The organism is Streptomyces sp. NPDC002994, from assembly GCF_040611155.1.
Classification (GTDB): Bacteria; Actinomycetota; Actinomycetes; order Streptomycetales; family Streptomycetaceae; genus Streptomyces.
Genome location: NZ_JBEXNQ010000023.1, coordinates 82,275 through 101,123, shown reverse-complemented (window position 1 = coordinate 101,123; position 18,849 = coordinate 82,275). Strand labels below are relative to the sequence as shown.

Below are 18,849 nucleotides of genomic sequence, written 5' to 3'. Positions count from 1 at the left end.
GGCCCGAATGCCAGACATCCGGAGGTTCTCGCCATGCGGTCGGTGAAGTCGGTGCAGCGCGTCGCCGTGATCGTCGCCCCGCCCGTCGTCTCGATGTTCAATCTGGCCGTCCCTGAGATGCTGTTCTCGAAGGCCGAGGTCGACGGCGCACCCGGCTACGAGGTGACCGCCTGCACCCCGGACCCCGGCCCCGTCCCCACCACCGGCGGCCTCGACCTGCACGTACGGCAGGGACTCGACGCCGTCGACGCGGCCGACATCGTCATCGTCGCGGGCACCGGATCACGCGAGGAGCCCGACCCGCGGATTCTGGCCTCCGTACGCCGCGCCGCCGCCGACGGCAAGCGCATCGCCTCCATCTGCACCGGGGCGTTCCTCCTCGCCGAGGCGGGGCTGCTCGACGGCAGGGCCGCGACCACGTACTGGGCGTACACCCGCGAACTCGGCGAGCGTTACCCGGCGGTCGACCTCCAGGACGACGTCCTCTACGTCCAGGACGGCCCGTTCATGACCTCGTCCGGCTACGCCGCCGGCATCGACCTGTGCCTCCACATCATCCGCACCGACTACGGCGCCGCCGTCGCCAATACGGTGGCCCGCCTCGCCCTCGTCGCGCCCGTACGCCAGGGCGGCCAGACCCAGTTCACCGACACCCCCCTGCCGCCCGAACGCGGCGCCTCCTTCGCCTGCACGCGCGCGTGGGCGATGCGGCACCTCGACGAGCCGCTCACCCTCACCGACCTCGCCCGCCACGCGGGAGTCTCCGTACGTACCCTCTCGCGCCGCTTTCTCGCCGAGACCGGGATCAGCCCCCTCCAGTGGCTGGTGCACCAGCGCGTCGAGCGCGCCCGCGAGCTGCTCGAAACCACCGCACTCCCCGTGGACCAGGTGGCCCGCTCCAGCGGACTCGGTACGGCCGACTCGCTGCGCCAGCACCTGCTGCGCAAGGTCGGCCTGACCCCCAGCGCCTACCGCTCGTCCTTCAGCCGCCTCCCCGCGCCTGACCGTGCCACTGCCACTGCCACCACCGCCGCTCACTGACCTCCTGCCGGGAATGAGCCGCGCCCGGTACGCGTTCTGGCCGGAGCGGAGGCCCCCTCCGCGCCCCCTCACCCGCCCTCTGACCTGAAGTGACCTGGAGTGAAGAACCACATGCGCGTCGAGATCTGGAGCGACATCGCCTGCCCCTGGTGCTACATCGGCAAGGCCCGCTTCGAGAAGGGGCTGGCCGCCTTCCCGCACCGCGCCGACGTCGAGGTGGTGCACCGCTCCTTCGAGCTCGACCCGGCGACCCCCAAGGGCGTCACGGACTCGGTGACCGACATGCTGGCCAGGAAGTACGGGCGTACGCACGAGGAAGTGGCCGCCATGGAGCAGCAGGTCGCCTCCCACGCGCACGCCGAAGGGCTCGGCTTCCTGGCCGAGGGCCGCGACCACGGCAACACCTTCGACATCCACCGGCTGCTGCACCTCGCCAAGGCACGTGGCCGCCAGGACGAGCTGCTCGACCTTGTCTTCCGCGCCAACTTCGCCGAGGAGCGGTCCGTCTTCGACCCGCTGGTGCTGCTGGATCTGGCGGCGGAGGCCGGACTCGACGCCGACGAGGCGCGAGCGGTACTGGCCGACGACAGCGCGTACGCCGACGAGGTGCGCGGCGACGAGCGCGAGGCGGCCGAGCTGGGGGCGAACAGTGTGCCGTTCTTCGTCTTCGACCGGCGTTACGGGATCTCCGGCGGCCAGCCTGCCGAAGTCTTCACCCAGGCGCTCGAACAGGCCTGGGCGAGCCACGTCGCCGACCGCAGCGCGAGCAACGCATAAGCATTGCTTAGAGGTACGCGCCAAATATACGCAATGGACGGAGAGTTGAGGAGGTAGCAGAGTAGGAGGCATGAAGCCCCTTACTCTCACCGAAGCTGTGAGCGCGGAGTTCGCGCCGGAGACCACTTACCTCAACACCTCCAGCTGCGGGCTGCTGCCCCGGCGTGGCGTCGAGGCCGTCAAGGCCGCGGCCGAGCTCAACGCGACCGGCACCCCCGGCGGCGGGTTCAGCTTCGACGCCGTGGCCGCCGCCCGCGCCTCCTACGGGCGGCTCGTCGGCGTCTCCGCGGAGCGGGTCGCCGTCGGAAGTTCGGTGGCCGTCCATGTCGGGCTGATCGCGGCCTCACTGCCCGCCGGAGGGGAAGTCCTCTGCCCCGAAGGTGACTTCGCCTCGGTGGTCAACCCCTTCGTGGTCCGCGGGGACCTCAAGGTGCGGTACGTTCCGCTGGAGGACCTGGCCGAGTCCGTGCGGCCGGAGACCCGGATGGTCGCCTTCTCCGCGGTGCAGTCCGCCGACGGCCGTGTCGCGGACCTGTCCGCCGTACGGGCCGCTGCCGCCGTTCACGGCGCCCGTACGCTCGTCGACGCGACCCAGGCGGTGGGCTGGACTCCCTTCGACGCGGGCAGCTTCGACTACACCGTCGCCGGCGGCTACAAGTACCTGATGGCGCCGCGCGGCGTGTCGTTCCTCACCGTCGCCGAAGACGCGCAGGAAGCCCTCACGCCGCTCCACGCGGGGTGGATGTCCGGCGAGGACATCTGGGCCAGCACCTACGGTCCCGTCCGGGAACTCGCCCGCAGCGCACGCCGGTTCGACGAGCCGCCGCCCTTCCTGCCGTACGTCGGCGTCGAGCAGTCCCTCGCGTTCCTGGAGGAGGTGGGCATCGAGAACGTGCGGGACCACAACCTCGCGCTCGCCGCGCGCTACCGCGAAGGGCTCGCTTCCCTCGGCCACACCCCGGTGCCCGCCGACTCCGTGGTCGTCGCCACTGCGGGCCTCGCGCACCGGCTCGACGCGCTGACGGCGGCCGACATCGTGGCCTCGGTCCGGGCGGGCAACCTGCGGGCGTCGTTCCATCTCTACAACACCAGCGCCGACGTGGACCGGGTGCTGGACGTGCTCGCGGGCTGAGTGCCGTCGCCGGACGGGCTTGTACGTTCAAGCCCGTCCGGCGATTGAGTACGCCCGGTCGCCTACGCCCAGCCCGCTACTCCTCCGCGTCGCACGCCCCGTCCGCCGCCGTCGTCGCCGCCGCCTCGCGAGCCTGGGGGCAGAGGTTGCCTTCCACGCGGCCCAGTAGTCTCAGCAGTTCCTTGCGCTCGGGTTCGTCGAGGCCCGCCAGCGTGATCTCCTCCAGCTGCCGCCACGCCTGCTCCACCTGCGCCTTCAGGCCGCAGCTCGCCCCGGTCGCCTCGACGAGAGCGGCCCGCCGGTCGGCGGGGTCGGGGGAGCGGCGTACATGGCCCGACTGCTCCAGGCGCTGGAGCATCTTCGTCACCGTCGACGGGTCGAGCCCGACCGCCTTGATCAGCTCCGACTGGCGCACCGGCCCCGCGTCCCACAGGTGCATCATCACGAATTCCTGGCCGGGGTAGAGACCGAGGTCGCGCAGGAGCCTGCCCGCGGCGATGCGGTGGAGCCGCGCCGTCTGGGAGATGGAGTGGCTGACCGGGCCGCCGCTCGCGGTGCTGGGCGGCTCGGGACAGGCGGGGTCGGCCTTCATGGGAACTCCTTGTCGGAACTGTCTGGAACAACTTTACCTTGGTCGGCCAAGTAATGCGCTACAGTGGCTCTCGCCTGATTACTTGGCCGACCACATATCTGCTTCGGAGGCTTCTGCCATGACCACCGCATTCGATTCGTTCGAGCTCTCGGGCACCCAGCTCGCCAACCGCATCGTGATGGCCCCGATGACGCGCAGCCGCGCCGGTGAGGGCGGCGTACCCACCGAGCTCACGGCCGAGTACTACGCCCAGCGGGCCTCCGCCGGTCTGATCGTCACCGAAGGCGTCCAGCCCTCCGTCGTCGGCCAGGGCTACCCGTTCACCCCCGGCCTGCACAGCGCCGAGCAGACCGCGGGCTGGCGCAAGGTCACCGACGCCGTGCACGCCGCCGGCGGCCGGATCTACGCGCAGATCATGCACTCGGGCCGTATCGGCCACCCCGTTCTCCTCCCCGACGGGCTGATCCCGGTCGCCCCGTCCGCCGTCGCCGCCGCCGGGCAGCTCTACACCGCCGAGGGCATGAAGGACTTCGTCACCCCGCGCGAGCTGACCGACGCCGAGATCCGCGAGACCGTCGCCGACTTCGTGGCGGCCGCCCGCAACGCCATCGACGCGGGCTTCGACGGCGTCGAGCTGCACGGCGCCAACGGCTACCTGATCCAGCAGTTCCTCTCCACCAACACCAACCTGCGCACCGACGAGTGGGGTGGCTCCGTCGAGAACCGCATCCGCTTCGCCGTCGAGGTCACCAAGGCCGTCGCCGAGGCCATCGGCGCCGATCGGACCGGCCTGCGGATCTCGCCCGCCAACCCGTACAACGACATCGCCGAGACCGACACCGACGTCGTGTACCCGGCGCTCGTCGAGGCCATAGCCCCGCTCGGCCTCGCGTACCTGCACGCCGTCGAGGTCGCCCCCCAGCGGCGCGAGCTGCTGCTTGAGCTGCGCGCGAAGTTCGCCGGCGCCTTCATCCTCAACCCGGCGACCGAGGGCCCCACGGACCACGGTTCGCTCGGCCTCGTCGAGGAGGGCGTCGCCGACCTCGTCGCGTACGGAGCGCTCTTCCTCGCCAACCCCGACCTGCCGGCCCGGCTGAAGACAGAGGGCCCGTACAACACCCCGGACCCGGCCTCCTTCTTCGGCGGCGACCACAAGGGCTACACCGACTACCCGGCGCTGGCTGCCTGAAGCGCCTGACGGCCTGAAACGCAAGGCGGGCGGGACCGGTTCCACCGAACCGGTCCCGCCCGCCCTGCCGTCGTACGTTCAGCGCCTACGCGCTCACCTCACCGGCGTGAAGTCCCTCGCCCCGATGAATTCCGGCCGCCGTACGGGCGCCGCGAACGGCTCGACAGCCGCGTTCTCCACGCTGTTGAAGACGATGAAGACATTGCTGCGCGCGTACGGCGTGATGTTGTCGCCCGAGCCGTGCATCGCGTTGCAGTCGAACCACGTCGCCGAACCGGCCTTGCCCGTGAAGAGCCTGATGCCGTGCCGGTCCGCCATGCGCGTCAGCGCGGCGTCCGACGGGATACCGGCGTCCTGCATCTGCAGCGAGCGCTTGTAGTTGTCCTCCGGCGTTCTGCCCGCGCAGCCGAGGAACTCCTTGTGCGAGCCGGGCAGGATCATCAGGCCGCCGTTGGTGTCGTAGTTCTCGGTCAGCGCGATCGAGACGGACACGGTCCGCATGTTCGGCAGACCGTCCTCGGCGTGCCACGTCTCGAAGTCCGAGTGCCAGTAGAACCCGGAGGCCCCGAAGCCCGGCTTGACGTTGATCCGCGACTGGTGGACGTACACGTCCGAACCGAGGATCTGCCGGGCCCTGCCGACCACCCGCGGGTCCCGCACCAGCTTCGCGAAGACCTCACTGATGCGGTGCACCTCGAAGACCGAACGTACGTCCCTCGACTTGGGCTCGATGATCGAGCGTTCGTCCGCCCGCACACCGGGGTCGCTGACCAGCCGGTCCAGCTCGGCCCGGTAGAGCGACACCTCGTCCGGGGCGATGAGCTGGTCGATGGCGAGGAAACCGTCCCGCTCGAAGCCCATGAGGTCGTCGGCCTCGATGGGGCCCGGCGCGCCCGGCGCGGACCAGACGACCGGGTCCTGGCGGGGGGTGGCCACCTCGGCGGCGCCGCGCGTCGGGTAGAGGTCGGCGCGTGGGGTCTCGGTGCGTGGGGTGAGTACGTCGGTCATGGTTCAGACCTCCTCGGTCAGCAGCGGGTAGACACCGTTCTCGTCGTGGTCCTCCCGTCCGGTGACGGGAGGGTTGAAGACGCATACGCAGCGGAAGTCGGTCTTGGGGCGCATGGTGTGGCGCTCGTGGCCGTCCAGCAGGTACATCGTGCCCGGCGAAATCCAGTGCTTCTCGCCGGTCTCGTCATTGGTGAGCTCGGCCTCGCCCTCAGTGCACAGGACGGCCTCGATGTGGTTCGCGTACCACATCGACGTCTCCGTACCCGCGTACAGCACGGTTTCGTGGAGCGAGAAGCCGACCTTCTCCTTGGCGAGCACGATGCGCTTGCTCTCCCAGGTCCCGGAGGCGGCCTTCACATGGCGGTCGGTGCCCTCAATGTCCTTGAACGATCGGACGATCACGTTGAGTCGAGCCCTTCTGTGTTACTGCGGTGCTGCGTTGAGCAGTCGTGGGTCAGGCGGTCTCGCGGACGGAGCGGGCCAGGATGCGCAGGCCCTCGTCCAGTTCCTCGGGGGAGATGGTGAGCGCCGGCAGGAGCTTCACGACCTCGCTCTGCGGACCCGAGGTCTCCAGCAGCATGCCCAGTTCGAAGGCGCGGCGGCAGACCGCCGTGGCGCGTGCCTTGTCGGTGAACTCCATGCCCCAGACCAGGCCGCGGCCCCGGAAGCTGACGCCGGCGCCGTCGTTCTCGTCGGCGATGGCCAGCAGCGCCCGCTCGACCTGCTCGCCGCGCGCCAGCGTCTGCTTCTCCATCTGGCCGTCGGCCCAGTAGGTGTTGAGCGTGGCGGTGGCGGTGACGAACGCGGGGTTGTTGCCGCGGAAGGTGCCGTTGTGCTCGCCCGGCTCCCAGACGTCCAGCTCGGGCTTGAACAGGCAGAGCGACATGGGCATGCCGTAACCGCTGATGGACTTCGACAGGGTGACGATGTCCGGCGTGATGCCGGCCTCCTCGAAGGAGAAGAAGCCGCCGGTACGGCCGCAGCCCATCTGGATGTCGTCGACGATCAGCAGCATGTCCTGGCGGTGGCACAGGTCCTGCAGCGCGCGCAGCCACTCGGCGCGGGCGACGTTGATGCCGCCCTCGCCCTGCACCGTCTCGACGATCACCGCGGCGGGCTTGTTGAGGCCGGAGCCCTGGTCGTCGAGCAGTCGCTCGAACCACAGGAAGTCCTCGACCGTGCCGTCGAAGTAGTTGTCGAACGGCATCGGCGTGCCGTGTACGAGCGGTATGCCCGCGCCGGCCCGCTTGAAGGCGTTGCCGGTGACGGCGAGCGACCCCAGCGACATGCCGTGGAAGGCGTTGGTGAAGGACACGACCGACTCGCGGCCCTTGACCTTACGGGCCAGCTTCAGGGCGGCCTCGACGGCGTTGGTGCCGGTCGGGCCCGGGAACATCACCTTGTACGGCAGGTCGCGCGGCCGCAGGATCACGTTCTCGAACGTCTCCAGGAAGGCGCGCTTGGCGGTCGTCGCCATGTCCAGGCCGTGGGTGATGCCGTCGCGCTCGATGTAGTCGATCAGCGCGCGTTTCAGCACCGGGTTGTTGTGGCCGTAGTTAAGTGACCCGGCGCCGGCGAAGAAGTCGAGGTACGTGTGGCCGTCCTCGTCGTGGAGGTGGCTGCCCTGCGCGCGGTCGAACACGGCCGGCCAGCTGCGGCAGTAGCTGCGTACCTCGGATTCCAGGGTCTCGAAGACGCTCAGGGCGGGAGGAGTGATGGTCACAGCGGTCTCCTGGGAGAGGGGGGAAGAAGTATGGGGGGAGGGCGGGGGCGCGTCAGGAAGCGATCGGGCCGATGCGGTACAGCACCTCGGGCAGGTGGGTTCCCTCGGGGAAGAGCCCTCCGTCGAAGAGGACTTCGCGCTCCAGGGGCACTCCCCGGCGCTCGGCGTACGAGGTGAACAACCGGTCGGAGGCGGTGTTGTCCGGCGTCACGGTCGTCTCGATCGTCTTCACTCCCTGCCGGGCGGTGACCTTCTCGGTCAGCGCCTCCAGGAGGGTGCCGGCCAGCCCGCGGCCGCGGTGGCCGTGGTCGACGGCGACCTGCCAGACGACGAGCGTGTCGGGGCGCTCGGGACGTACATAGCCCGTGATGAACGCGATCGGCTCACCCCCTGGGCTGTCTCTGGCCACGACGGAGGTCGCTGCGAAGTCGCGGCACCACAGCAGATAGCTGTACGAGGAGTTGAGGTCCAGGGCCTTGGAGTCGCGGGCAATGCGCCAGATCGCGGCTCCGTCCTCCACTCGCGGAGCTTCGATCTGCAGGAATTCGCTTCGGGCACGTGCAAGGTCTGCTTGTGCGGCGGTCATGCGGATGAAATTTACCGAGCAAATTCAAAAAGTGCATCGTCGGAAGGGGTTGGGTGAGAGCCCTTCGTGTGTTATCGCGCGGGGGCGCGCTTCGCGCGAGCAGACTGCAAATGCGGGTGATTTGACCGTAAATATCCGGGCAAATCGCACTGATTGTGGGGTCCGTCACACGTTCGAAACGGCCTCGATCTCTCGTTGAAATCTTGGCGTTTAGGGTCGGGGAAACGGGGCAGAAGAAAACGGGAAGCTGCGCTGATAAAGCAGCTTCCCGTTTTCCGTTAATTCCCTGAATTCAAGGAACCTATTAGCTGGGCCAGGTTTCCGCCACGGCCTTTCGGGCAGCTTCGGTGTCGACTCCCCGCACGCCCGATTCGCTCAGTGCCGCGCCCAGTGCGGTGAGTGACGACTGGACCACATCCCGCATGGCATCGACACCGTAGTGATTGACCCGGATCATCTCCTTCGCCAGCGCCCCGCCGCCCGCGATCAGCGGCAGCGACGGGTCGGCGGCCAGCGCCTTCGCGACGATCTCCGACGCGTCCACCCCGGCGGGCGTGCGCAGCGTCGTGGCGACCGGCGCGGCGTCCCGCGCCGCGTGGACGTACGGCTCCAGGTCCCCGCCCAGCGCGACCGCGCCCGCGCGGGTGGCCGTGGCGGCGGCGAGGTGCCTGGCCTCCACAGCGGCGAGCCCTTCCGCCTCGATACGCTCCAGACACGCCTCCAGCGCCAGCATCTCCAGTTGCGCGGGCGCGTGCGGCAGCGCCTTGCGGCCGCCGTCGATCCACCGCTCCTTCCAGTCCAGGAGGGAGAGGTACGAGCGGCGCGGGGCTGCGGGGTTCGCGGCGATCCGCTCCCAGGCACGGGTGCTGACCGACACCGCGGAGACCCCGGCCGGCCCGCCCATCGCCTTCTGTGCCCCGATCACGCACAGGTCCGCGCCCCACGCGTCGGGCAGCAGCGGCTCGGCGCCCACCGAAGCGACCGCGTCGAGCATGAAGAGGGCGCCGTGGGCCCGTACGACCTCACCGATCTCGGCCACCGGGTTGGTGTTTCCGGTCGCCGCCTCCGCGTGCACCAGCGAGACGAAGTCGATCTCCGGGTGTTCGTCGAGCGCCTGCCCGATCTGCTCGGCGGAGACCGCCGTGTGGAAGGGGACGGTCAGGTCGAAGACGGCCGCGCCGCAGTCGCGCAGCCAGTTGCCGAAGGTCTGTCCGTACGGCCCGGTCACCACGTTCAGTGCGGCCGAGCCGGGGCGGGCGCCGCCGCGGATGCAGCCTTCGAGGGGAAGCAGCGCCTCGCCCTGCATGATGACCACGTCCTGCTCGGTGGAGAGCAGCGCGGCGACCCGGCGTTCGATGGCCGCGAAGTGCGCGGCGGTCAGCGGGGCCAGGTCCAGAAGCGGATGTGTCACGGCGGAGCTCTCTTCGGATCTTCGAAACGGTGGATCAGCGGTGCTGCCTCACGCGGATGAGCGTAGTCGCCCCCTCGTAGAGTGCTCTGTATGAGTGAGCGCATGGTGCTGCGGGTGAAGGGGCGGGTGCTCGCGGGGCCCGACGACGTACGGGACGAGCTGTGGGCCGTGGACGGCAGGGTCACGTACGAACGGCCCGCGGACGTACGCGATGAGCAGGTCGTCCACGGCTGGGCGCTGCCCGGCCTGGTCGACGCGCACTGCCACGTCGGACTCGACCGGCACGGCCCCGTCGACGAGGCCACCAGCGAGAAGCAGGCGCTGACCGACCGGGAGGCGGGCACGCTGCTGATCCGCGACGCGGGGTCGCCGTCCGACACCCGCTGGATCGACGACCGCGACGACCTCCCGAAAATCATCAGGGCGGGGCGGCACATCGCCCGGACCCGCCGCTACATCCGTAATTACGCCCACGAGATCGAGCCGGGCGACCTGGTCGCGTACGTCGCCCGCGAGGCGCGGCGCGGCGACGGCTGGGTCAAGCTCGTCGGGGACTGGCTCGACCGGGAGACCGGGGACCTGGGTGCGTGCTGGCCGCGCGGCGAGGTCGAGGCGGCGATCGCGGAGGCGCACCGGCTCGGCGCCCGCGTCACCGCGCACTGCTTCGCCGAGGACTCGCTGCGTGACCTCGTCGAGGCGGGCATCGACTGCATCGAGCACGCCACCGGCCTCACGGAGGACACGATCCCGCTCTTCGCCGAGCGCGGCGTCGCGATCGTCCCGACCCTGGTCAACATCGCGACGTTCCCGCACCTCGCGGACGGCGGCGAGGCGAAGTTCCCCCGCTGGTCGACGCACATGCGGGAGCTGCACGCGCGCCGGTACGACACGGTCCGCGCGGCGTACGACGCGGGCATCCCGGTCTTCGTCGGCACGGACGCGGGCGGCTCGCTGGCCCACGGACTGGTGGCGGCCGAGGTCGCGGAGCTGGTGAAGGCGGGCATCCCCGCGATCGAGGCCCTGTCGGCGACGGCGTGGGGAGCGCGGAAGTGGCTCGGGCGGCCGGTGCTGGAGGAGGGCGCGCCCGCCGACCTGGTGGTGTACGAAGAGGATCCGCGCGCGGATGTGCGCGTACTGGCGGCCCCGCAGCGGATCATCCTGAACGGCCGGATCGTCGGCTGACGGCCAGGGATTCGAATGCCGGATCGGAAACCCCACTTTGGGGTGAACTCACGTCACGTCGCTGACCGTTCACTCTAAGTGCGTAAGTATTCCTGTGTCTCAGCCGCCCCGGCGCTCACGTGTCCCCGTGGAGTGCGCCGGGCGGCGCCGTGTCACTTGTGGGGGTTCCACCGCCTTGAACAGCACCTTCTTCAGCATGCCCGCACGCCGGTCCGCAGCCGCCGCGGCTGCCTTCGCCCTGACCGCGGGCCCCGCTGCCGCGCTGCTCGTCGCCGCTCCGGCGGCGCACGCCACCGGGGGCGGCGGCGAGGGCCGGGCGAGCGCCGTCGTACTCCGTACCGGTCTCGACATCTCGCTGCTCAACAAGTCCGTCAACGTGCCGCTCACGGCCGCGCTCAACGAGGTGAACGCCCCGGTGAAGGCCCCGGCGAGCGCCGAAAAGACCGCACTGACGGTCCAGTTGGGCGGCGTGGAGCAGGGCAAGCCGGTCAGCGTGCTGCGCGCCGACGTGGCCACGGCGAAGGCGACGGCCGACGCGCACAAGGCCGAGGGCCACGTCAACCTCGCGCACGCCAGGGTCCATGTGCCGGGGCTGCCGCTGCTCTCGCTCATCGAGGTGGAGAAGGTCACGTCGAAGGCGCTGTGCGAGGCGGGGAAGCAGCCGGTGGCCGAGTCGAACGTGCTGGGTGCGGTGACCGTGCTGGGCAAGAAGGTCACCTTGTCGGCGGGCGGGCCGACTCGGGTGGACGTGCCCGCGGTGGGCGTGGTGACGCTGGATCTGTCGAAGACGCACACCACATCACGTACGGCGGCGGCCACGGCCCTCGAGCTCAAGGTGTCGGTGAACCCGCTCAAGCTGAACGTCGCCGAGGTCAACGGCACGGTGACGCTCGCGGGCGCGACGTGCGAGTCGCCGAAGGCGCCGGCAGTGCAGGATGAGCCGAAGGCCCCCTCGGCGCCGGAGCCGGAGCCGGACGTAAAGCCGCAGACACCGGCGGAGGGGAACCTCGCGGAAACGGGCGGCAGTTCGACGACCCCGTACCTCGCGGGCGGAGCGGCGCTGTTGCTGGCGGCGGGCGGCGGAGCGCTGGCGGTGGCGAGGAGCCGGCGATCCCGTAACGGGGCCTGACACGGAGGCGGGGCCTGGCGCGCCCCGCAGGCACTGACGCCGGCGTCAGCGTCCCACCAGCGTCAGTGCCTGGTCCAGGGCCTGGAGGAAGCGGCCTGTCGTGGACCGGTCGCGTACGGCCAGGCGGAGCCACTGCGGGCCCAGGCCCGGGAACGTGTCCCCCCGCCGCACCGCGAAGCCCAGGCTCCGCAGGCGTTCCCGTACCTCGTCGGCCCGTTCCATCCGTACGAGTACGAAAGGACCCTCGGCCGCCTCAACCGCCACCACCTCGTCGAACTCCGCCAGGCCGGCCAGCAGATGCGCCCGGTCAGCGGCCACCCGCCGCGCCGCCCGCGTCGCCTCCGCGAGCGCCGCCGGACCGACGCACGCCTCGGCGGCCGTCAGCGCCGGCGTCGACACCGGCCACAGCGGCTGCGCCCGCTCCAGGGCGGAGATTGTCTCCGGGTCGGCCAGGACGTAACCGATGCGCAGGCCCGCCAGACCCCAGGTCTTCGTCAGGCTGCGGAGCACGACCAGGCCCGGTACGTCCGTACGCCCCGCCAGCGCCTCCGGCTCGCCCGGCACCGCGTCCATGAACGCCTCGTCGACCACCAGCGTCCGCCCGGGGCGGGCGAGGCGGGCGACGGTGTCCGCCGGGTGCAGGACCGACGTGGGGTTGGTCGGGTTGCCGATCATCACCAGGTCCGCGTCCTCGGGGACATCCACCGGCGCGAGCCGGAAGCCGTCCTCCTCGCGCAGCAGGACGCGGCCGACCTCGTGGCCCGCGTCCCGCAGCGCCGCCTCCGGCTCCGTGAACTGTGGGTGTACGACGACGGGCCGGCGCACCGCCAGAGCCCGCGCGAGCAGCACGAAAGCCTCCGCCGCGCCCGCCGTCAGCAGTACCCGCTCCACCGGCAGCCCGTGCCGCTCCGCGACCGCCGCGCGCGCGGCCCGCCCGTCCGGGTAGGCCGCGAGCGAGTCCAGGGACGCGGCGATGCGGGCCTTGAGCCAGGCCGGGGGAGCGTCCGCCCGTACATTGACCGCGAGATCGGTGAGATCACCCTCCCGCACCTCGGCGTCCCCGTGGTGGCGCAGGTCATGAGCGGCGGCGGCCCCGGCGCCGGTGTCAGTGGGCGTGTGCATGGCTGCCTGGGTGGTGGTGATGGTGGTGGCCGTCGTCATCGGGGTGGAAGTGCGGCTGCTGCGGCGCCCCCACCTTGTCCTCGAAGCCGGGCAGGGCGATCCGGTAGACGCAGGAGTCGCAGTTCATGCGCAGGTCACCCTTCACTGCCTCCCGGTAGCGCTCCATCACGAGGTCCATCAACTCCTCGGTGGGGCCGATCACATCGGCCGACCGCACCCCGGTCTCCGGGTGCGCACCGGCCCAGTCCTGCGTCTGCTGCCGCACCCGGTCCGGCAGGATCCCGGTGAAGAGGAAGTACGGCAGAACCACGATGTGCTTCGCCCCCAGCTTCGTGCAGCGGTCGAGTCCGCTCGGCACGTCCGGCGCGGCGAGCGACACGAATGCGGTTTCCACACCCGCATACCCACGTCCCTCCCAGAACAGTCGTGCCGCCTTGTGCACCTCGGCGTTGGCGTCCGGATCGGTCGAGCCGCGCCCCACCAGCAACACGGTCACCTCGGACCGGTCCAGGTCGCCGAGCACCTCGTCGACCCGCCGCTCCAGCACCGCCAGCAGGCCCGGGTGCGGGCCGAGCGGACGGCCGTAGGTGTACGAGATGCCGGGGTGGCGCTCCTTCTCGCGCGTGAGCGCCGCCGGTATGTCGCCCTTGGCGTGACCGGCGGAGACGAGCATCAGGGGAACGGCCGCGAAGCGCGAGACACCCCGCTCGACCAACGAGGTCACCGCGTCGCCGAGCGGCGGCGGGGACAGTTCGATGAAGCCTCCCGCGACGGGCAGTTCGGGGTGACGCCTGCCCAGTTCCTCGACGAAGTCGCGGAACGCGCCGGCGCCGGCTTCGTCCCGGGTGCCGTGTCCGGCGATGAGCAGTGCGGGGGGCGCGGTGGTCACGCGTTCTCCTTGGTGAGGGGGGTGGAGGTGGTGCTGGTGAGAGGGGTGTAGAGGAGGGCGTTCAGCGCCGCCGCCGCGACCGCCGAACCGCCCTTCTCCGAGACGTTGCTGACAGCCGGCAGCCCGCTCTCGCGCAGCGCCGCCTTGGATTCGGCCGCTCCGACGAAGCCGACCGGCAGGCCGATGACGAGCGCGGGTTCGGCGTTCAGGATCAGCAGCTCCTCCAGCGCGGTGGGCGCGCAGCCGATCACCCACACGGCGCCGGGCCCCACCTGCTCGTACGCCAGCCTGATCGCGTGTGCGCTGCGGGTCAGTTCCGGCCCCGCCACGGCCTCCTTCAGCCGGCACACGGTCTCGCGCCGGGTGATGCCCGCCGCGACCATCTCCACGTCCACGACGACCGGCGCACCCGCGTGCAGTGCGGCGTGCGCGGCTTCGAGCGTGCGCTCGTCGCAGACCAGGTCGGTGGCGTACTCCAGATCCGCCGCGGAGTGGATGACCCGCTCCACGACGGCCCGCGTCAGCGGCGCGAAGTGCGACGTGTCGAGGCGGGAGCGCAGGCGCCGGAAGGATTCCTGCTCGATGGGATGCACAACCCTGTCAGTGGTCATTACGAACCCTCCGTCTGCTGCCAGCGGTAGCCGCGCGGCGTCACCATGCGGCCGGCGATCTCGCGGGCGGCGGTGTTGCCGACGACCACGACGGTCATCATGTCGACGGTCGCCGGGTCGAGCGCGGCGATCGTGGTGAGGCGGCTTGTTCCGTCCGGTCGCGAGGCGTTGCGTACGACACCGACCGGCGTCGTCGGCTCGCGATGCTCCGCGAGGATCGACAGCGCCTTGGGGAGCTGCCAGTCGCGGCCCCGGCTGCGGGGGTTGTAGAACGTCACGACGATGTCGGCCTCCGCCGCCGCCCGTACGCGCCGCTCGATGACCTCCCACGGCGTGTGCAGGTCGGAGAGGCTGATCGAGACGTGGTCGTGGCCGAGCGGCGCGCCCAGGATCGCGGCGGCGGCGAGCGCGGCCGTCACCCCTGGTACGCCGACGACGTCGATGTCGTCGCTCGCCTCGGCCAGCGCGGGCGACGCCATGGCGTACACGCCCGCGTCACCCGACCCGATCAGCGCGACCGCGTGCCCGGCGCGGGCCTCGGCGACGGCCGTACGGGCCCGCTCCTCCTCGGCGCCGAGCCCCGACTCCAGGACGCGCGTCCCCGGCCGCAGCAGGTCCCGGATCTGGTCGACGTACTGGTCGAGCCCGACGAGCACCGAGGCGCGGCGGATCTCGTCCCGGGCGCGCGGCGTCAGCAGATCGCGTGCGCCGGGCCCGAGTCCGACGACCGCGAGCCGGCCGCGCGGCTCCTTGCGTACGACGGCGCAGGTGGCCATCGCCGCACGCCCCTCGGGCGTGGACTTCCGCTTGGGCACGAGGAGTTCACCCCCGCCGACGAGCGCGGCGGCCTCCGCGACGGACGGCGTGCCGACGGCGGCGAGCGGAGCCCCCGAGGGGTTCGGTACGTCGATACGGGCCAACTCATCGGCGGCGTACGTCCGCAGAGGCACGCCCAGCCGAGCGGCCGCTTCCACGATCCCGGCCTCTTCGGCCTTGGCGTCGACGGTCGCGAGCGCGGCGACGGACCGCATGGAAAGCCCGGCGCCCGCCAGCGTCTCCTCCACGAGCCCGAACACCTCGTCGGCGGACGCGCCCTTGCTGGCGCCCACGCCGACGACGAGCGACGGCGGTCGCAGGACGACCTCCCTCTCGCCGATGTCGACGACGCGGTCGGTGACGCGCACCACGGCGGGCGGCGGCGCGTCCTGCGGCGCCGCGTCCTTCGCCGACCCGGCGGCGGCCGAGGCCGCCTCGGCGAGGACACCGGCCGCAACAGTCGCGGCCATGGCACCCGGGAGCCCGCCGACGGGCACGGCAGCGGCCGCAGCCGCCTCGGCCATGCCGGGGGCGGTCCCTGCGTCACCGTCCCCGCCGACCTGCTCTGCGCCGCTCGCGCCTCCCGGACGACTGTCGCCCGCACCCGGCGCCTGGCCATCGATCGGTCCCGACGCTCGGCTGCCGCCCGCACGCACCGCTCGTCCACCACCAGCACCCGACGCCTGCTCGCCGCCCGCGCCTGCCGTCCCGTCGTCACCCGACCCCGCGGCTCGACCCCCACCCGTAATGGACGCCTGCTCGCCGCCCGTACCCGGCGTCCGGCCGTCGTCCGTACCGGGCGCCTGGGCGTTGCCCGCACCCGGCGTCCGGGCGTCGTCCGTACCGGGCGTCTGGGCGTTGCCCGCACCCGGCGTCCGACTGCCGTCCGTACCGGGCGTCCGGGCGTGGCCCGCAACCGGCGCCCCGCCGTCGCCCGAAGTCGCGCTCGCCGACGACGCCGCGTCCGGCGCCGTTACATTCGCCGGCAGCGGCGGCAGCGGCCACACCGTGTCCGCCTCCAGCGTGACCGGGGCGCCGTCCAGGATCGCCCGGGTCACCGCCGCCGTCGCGCCCTCGACGGGCCAGCCAAGGGTGTCCAGGCCGGGGATGTCCGTGGCGTCCGTCGCCGTCGTGATCACCGGGGCGCAGCCCAGGACGCCCGACACCGCGAGCGCGAGCTCGTTCGCGCCGCCGCCATGGCCGCCGATGAGCGACACCGCGTGGCGCTGCACCTCGTCGACGCACACCACACCCGGGTCGGACGCCTTGTCCGCGAGGAGCGGGGCCACCAGCCGTACGACCGCGCCCGTCGCGAGGAAGCACACCAACTGCTCGCATTCCGCGAAGGCGCGCCGGACGGCCTCCCGCACCGGGCCGTCGTACACCTGCGTACGCCCGGGCCAGGCCGCGGCCAGCCGGTCGCGGGCCACGGCGCCTGCCGCCGTGGCGGAGATGAGGCCGATCACTGAACTGCTCCTTCAATTGCCGGATCTGGATCTCGATCCGGGTCTGGATCCGCGGGGCGATGTCCCCACAGCAGAAAGACAGGGTTGGCGGCCGCCAGCCGGGTCACGTCCCCGGGCAGCGGCGCGAGCCGCGACGACTGCAGCAGTACGCCCTCGGGTTCGAACCCGGCGGACGCAAGGGCCGCCCGTACCGCCGGCACCCGGTCCAGCGCCGCCAGCGCCACCACGACCGTGCGCCGCGCACTGCGCGCGCACGCCGCGACGATGGCGGGCAGTTCGCGCCCGCCGCCACCGACGAACACCGCGTCGGGCTCGGGCAGTTGGGACAGGACCGTCGGCGCCGCGCCGTGCACGGTCTGTACGTCGACCCCGTGCGCGGCGGCGTTCGCCCGGATACGTTCCACGCCGTCGCAGGTCTTCTCCACCGCGATCGCCGCCGCCCCCAGCCGCACGCACTCCACGGCCATGGACCCCGACCCCGCCCCGATGTCCCACACCAGGTCACCCAGGCGCGGGCCGAGCCTGGCGAGCGCCAGCGCCCGTACCTCGAACTTCGTGATCATCGAGTCGCGGTGCTCGAACGCCGCCTCGGGCAGCGCCCATTGAGTGGGCCCGACGCCCCGCCCCGCGACCGTCCGCTGCACCGGCGCGAGCGCCCGCGACTCGTCCAGGCACACGACGACGCTGACCGCCGCCGGCCAGTCGCGCGCCGCCGCCTCGGTGGGGGAGAGGTGCTCGACGCTCTCACCGCCCGCCGGATCGCCGAGCGCGGACGCCACGACGAGGGTGCGTTCGATGCCGGTACGGGCCAGCGCGGCGCCCAGTTCGGCGGGCCCGGCGCCGGGCCCGGTCAGGACGGCCGTCTTCGGGTGCGCCCGGCACACGTTCACGGCGGTACGCAGCGCCCGCCCGTGCGCGCTGACGACGACCGCGTCGTCCCACGGCAGCCCGAGCCGCGCGAAGGCGACCGCGACGGAGGGCGCCCCGGGGCGTACGTCGAGAGCATCCGCACCGAACCGCTCCGCCAGCGCCCGTACGATCCCGAAGAACCCGGGGTCGCCCGAGGCCAGCACCACAACCCCCGCATCCGCGCTGTCCGCCCGCTTGGCCAGGTGCTCCGCCACCGCGTCCAGCGCGGGCGCGAGCGGCCCGAGCACCACCCGGGCCACCCCGTCGGGGAGCCCGGCGGCGTCCAGATGCCGCCGCCCGCCGACGACAAGCCCGGCGGCGTCGAGCGCCGCGCGGGCGTCAGGGGAGAGCGGGGCGCCCGTCCCCGTACCGACAACAGTGATCACGACCCTGACTTCTCCGACTTCTCCGCCCGCAGCGCGGCCCGCGCGGCGCGGTCGGCCCGCCGGAAGCCGTGGAAGTGACCGGGGTGGTAGAGGTGCGAGCGCGTACCGGAGGCGGAGAGCGCGGGCCCGACCAGGAAGAGCGTGTGCTTCCAGAGCTTGTGCTCCTTGACCGTCTCCTCCAGCGTCGCGATGGTGCACCGCAGCACCAACTCCTCCGGCCAGGTGACCTGGTACGCGATGACGACCGGCGTGTCCGTCGGGTAGCCGCCCTCCAGCAGCTCCGCCGTCAGCTGCCCGGACCGGGCCGCCGACAGGAAGACGGCCATCGTCGTGCCGTGCCGCGCGAACTCCCGCACTTCCTCGCCGGGCGGCATCGGCGTCTTGCCGCCGCCGAGCCGGGTCAGGATCACGGACTGCGCGACCTCGGGAATCGTCAGCTCGCGCTGCGCGATCGCGGCAACGGCGGAGAACGAAGAGACCCCCGGCACGATCTCGACCTCCAGGCCCAGCTCGTCGCACCGGTCGACCTGCTCCTGCGTGCCGCCCCACAGCGCGGGATCGCCCGAGTGCACGCGGGCCACCTTCAACCCGTCCCGCACTGCCCGCTCGTACACCGCCACCACGTCCTCCAGGGACATCGCGGCGGAGTCGAGGATCTCGGCGCCCTCACGCGCGTGCTCAAGGATTTCTGCCTGTACGAGGCTCGCCGCCCAGATCACGACATCCGCGTCGGCGATGGCGCGCGCGGCACGGAAGGTCAGCAGGTCGGCGGCGCCGGGGCCGGCGCCCACGAAGGTCACTTTGCCGGTGGGGGCATCGGCCATGAGTGGGGTTCCTCTCGGGATTCAACGGTCAATCGACTTGAAACTGATCTTGGATG

18 protein-coding genes are annotated in these 18,849 nt (G+C 71.8%); 6 read left to right on the top strand and 12 right to left on the bottom strand.

Annotated elements, in window-relative coordinates:
- Nucleotides 1-33: 33 nt before the first annotated feature.
- The 3 genes from ABZX79_RS27675 (at nt 34) to ABZX79_RS27665 (ending at nt 2,950) form a co-directional block, all read left to right on the top strand.
- Complete coding sequence (locus tag ABZX79_RS27675) at nt 34-1,041, top strand: helix-turn-helix domain-containing protein (RefSeq protein WP_355263228.1); 1,008 nt, start codon at nt 34-36, stop codon at nt 1,039-1,041.
- A 111-nt stretch (nt 1,042-1,152) separates the two neighbouring features.
- Entirely contained in the window at nt 1,153-1,818 is a 666-nt protein-coding gene (locus ABZX79_RS27670) for a DsbA family oxidoreductase (protein WP_355263225.1), read from the top strand.
- Nucleotides 1,819-1,888: 70 nt separating this feature from the next.
- Complete coding sequence (locus ABZX79_RS27665) at nt 1,889-2,950, top strand: aminotransferase class V-fold PLP-dependent enzyme (protein ID WP_355263222.1); 1,062 nt, start codon at nt 1,889-1,891, stop codon at nt 2,948-2,950.
- Nucleotides 2,951-3,026: 76 nt separating this feature from the next.
- Here ABZX79_RS27665 and ABZX79_RS27660 read toward each other — a convergent pair whose 3' ends face one another.
- Nucleotides 3,027-3,542, bottom strand: coding sequence for a MarR family winged helix-turn-helix transcriptional regulator (locus ABZX79_RS27660; protein WP_355263218.1), 516 nt, complete (start codon nt 3,540-3,542; stop codon nt 3,027-3,029).
- Nucleotides 3,543-3,660: 118 nt separating this feature from the next.
- On the opposite strand from ABZX79_RS27660, the gene ABZX79_RS27655 reads away from it, so the two are divergent.
- The gene (locus ABZX79_RS27655; RefSeq protein ID WP_355263215.1) at nt 3,661-4,731 is read left to right on the top strand and encodes an alkene reductase; all 1,071 of its coding nucleotides are present in this window, start codon (nt 3,661-3,663) and stop codon (nt 4,729-4,731) included.
- 93 nt (nt 4,732-4,824) lie between these two features.
- Here ABZX79_RS27655 and thpD read toward each other — a convergent pair whose 3' ends face one another.
- The 5 genes from thpD to ABZX79_RS27630 all read right to left on the bottom strand — a co-directional run bounded on the left by thpD (nt 4,825) and on the right by ABZX79_RS27630 (nt 9,459).
- Nucleotides 4,825-5,739: an ectoine hydroxylase gene (gene thpD / locus ABZX79_RS27650; protein WP_355263212.1), complete on the bottom strand. Its 915-nt coding sequence runs from the start codon at nt 5,737-5,739 to the stop codon at nt 4,825-4,827.
- A gap of 3 nt (nt 5,740-5,742) precedes the next feature.
- Nucleotides 5,743-6,141, bottom strand: a complete 399-nt coding sequence (locus tag ABZX79_RS27645; protein ID WP_215129471.1) for an ectoine synthase — start codon at nt 6,139-6,141, stop codon at nt 5,743-5,745.
- Nucleotides 6,142-6,193: 52 nt separating this feature from the next.
- Complete coding sequence (gene ectB / locus ABZX79_RS27640; protein WP_355263208.1) at nt 6,194-7,462, bottom strand: diaminobutyrate--2-oxoglutarate transaminase; 1,269 nt, start codon at nt 7,460-7,462, stop codon at nt 6,194-6,196.
- A 52-nt stretch (nt 7,463-7,514) separates the two neighbouring features.
- Nucleotides 7,515-8,048, bottom strand: a complete 534-nt coding sequence (gene ectA, locus ABZX79_RS27635; protein WP_355263205.1) for a diaminobutyrate acetyltransferase — start codon at nt 8,046-8,048, stop codon at nt 7,515-7,517.
- A gap of 304 nt (nt 8,049-8,352) precedes the next feature.
- A complete protein-coding gene (locus tag ABZX79_RS27630) occupies nt 8,353-9,459 on the bottom strand; it encodes an aminotransferase class V-fold PLP-dependent enzyme (protein ID WP_355263202.1) in 1,107 nt (368 codons plus the stop codon).
- Between the two features lie 90 nt (nt 9,460-9,549).
- On the opposite strand from ABZX79_RS27630, the gene ABZX79_RS27625 reads away from it, so the two are divergent.
- Entirely contained in the window at nt 9,550-10,641 is a 1,092-nt protein-coding gene (locus ABZX79_RS27625) for an amidohydrolase family protein (protein WP_355263199.1), read from the top strand.
- Nucleotides 10,642-10,816: 175 nt separating this feature from the next.
- A complete protein-coding gene (locus tag ABZX79_RS27620) occupies nt 10,817-11,770 on the top strand; it encodes an SCO1860 family LAETG-anchored protein (protein WP_355263196.1) in 954 nt (317 codons plus the stop codon).
- Nucleotides 11,771-11,815: 45 nt separating this feature from the next.
- Here ABZX79_RS27620 and cobC read toward each other — a convergent pair whose 3' ends face one another.
- The 6 genes from cobC to cobM are packed head-to-tail and all read right to left on the bottom strand — an operon-like array spanning nt 11,816 to nt 18,793.
- Complete coding sequence (gene cobC, locus ABZX79_RS27615) at nt 11,816-12,892, bottom strand: Rv2231c family pyridoxal phosphate-dependent protein CobC (RefSeq protein WP_355263310.1); 1,077 nt, start codon at nt 12,890-12,892, stop codon at nt 11,816-11,818.
- On the bottom strand, nt 12,876-13,781 hold the full coding sequence (locus tag ABZX79_RS27610) for a sirohydrochlorin chelatase (RefSeq protein WP_355263193.1): 906 nt from the start codon (nt 13,779-13,781) through the stop codon (nt 12,876-12,878). Before ABZX79_RS27610 ends, cobC begins: the two co-directional genes overlap by 17 nt.
- A complete protein-coding gene (locus ABZX79_RS27605; protein ID WP_355263191.1) occupies nt 13,778-14,392 on the bottom strand; it encodes a precorrin-8X methylmutase in 615 nt (204 codons plus the stop codon). The genes ABZX79_RS27610 and ABZX79_RS27605 overlap by 4 nt, the downstream gene beginning before the upstream one ends.
- Complete coding sequence (cobJ, locus tag ABZX79_RS27600; RefSeq protein ID WP_355263188.1) at nt 14,392-16,674, bottom strand: precorrin-3B C(17)-methyltransferase; 2,283 nt, start codon at nt 16,672-16,674, stop codon at nt 14,392-14,394. The genes ABZX79_RS27605 and cobJ overlap by 1 nt, the downstream gene beginning before the upstream one ends.
- Entirely contained in the window at nt 16,671-17,969 is a 1,299-nt protein-coding gene (gene cbiE / locus ABZX79_RS27595; RefSeq protein ID WP_355263185.1) for a precorrin-6y C5,15-methyltransferase (decarboxylating) subunit CbiE, read from the bottom strand. Before cbiE ends, cobJ begins: the two co-directional genes overlap by 4 nt.
- A complete protein-coding gene (gene cobM / locus ABZX79_RS27590; protein ID WP_355263182.1) occupies nt 17,966-18,793 on the bottom strand; it encodes a precorrin-4 C(11)-methyltransferase in 828 nt (275 codons plus the stop codon). The genes cbiE and cobM overlap by 4 nt, the downstream gene beginning before the upstream one ends.
- Nucleotides 18,794-18,849 lie beyond the last annotated feature (56 nt).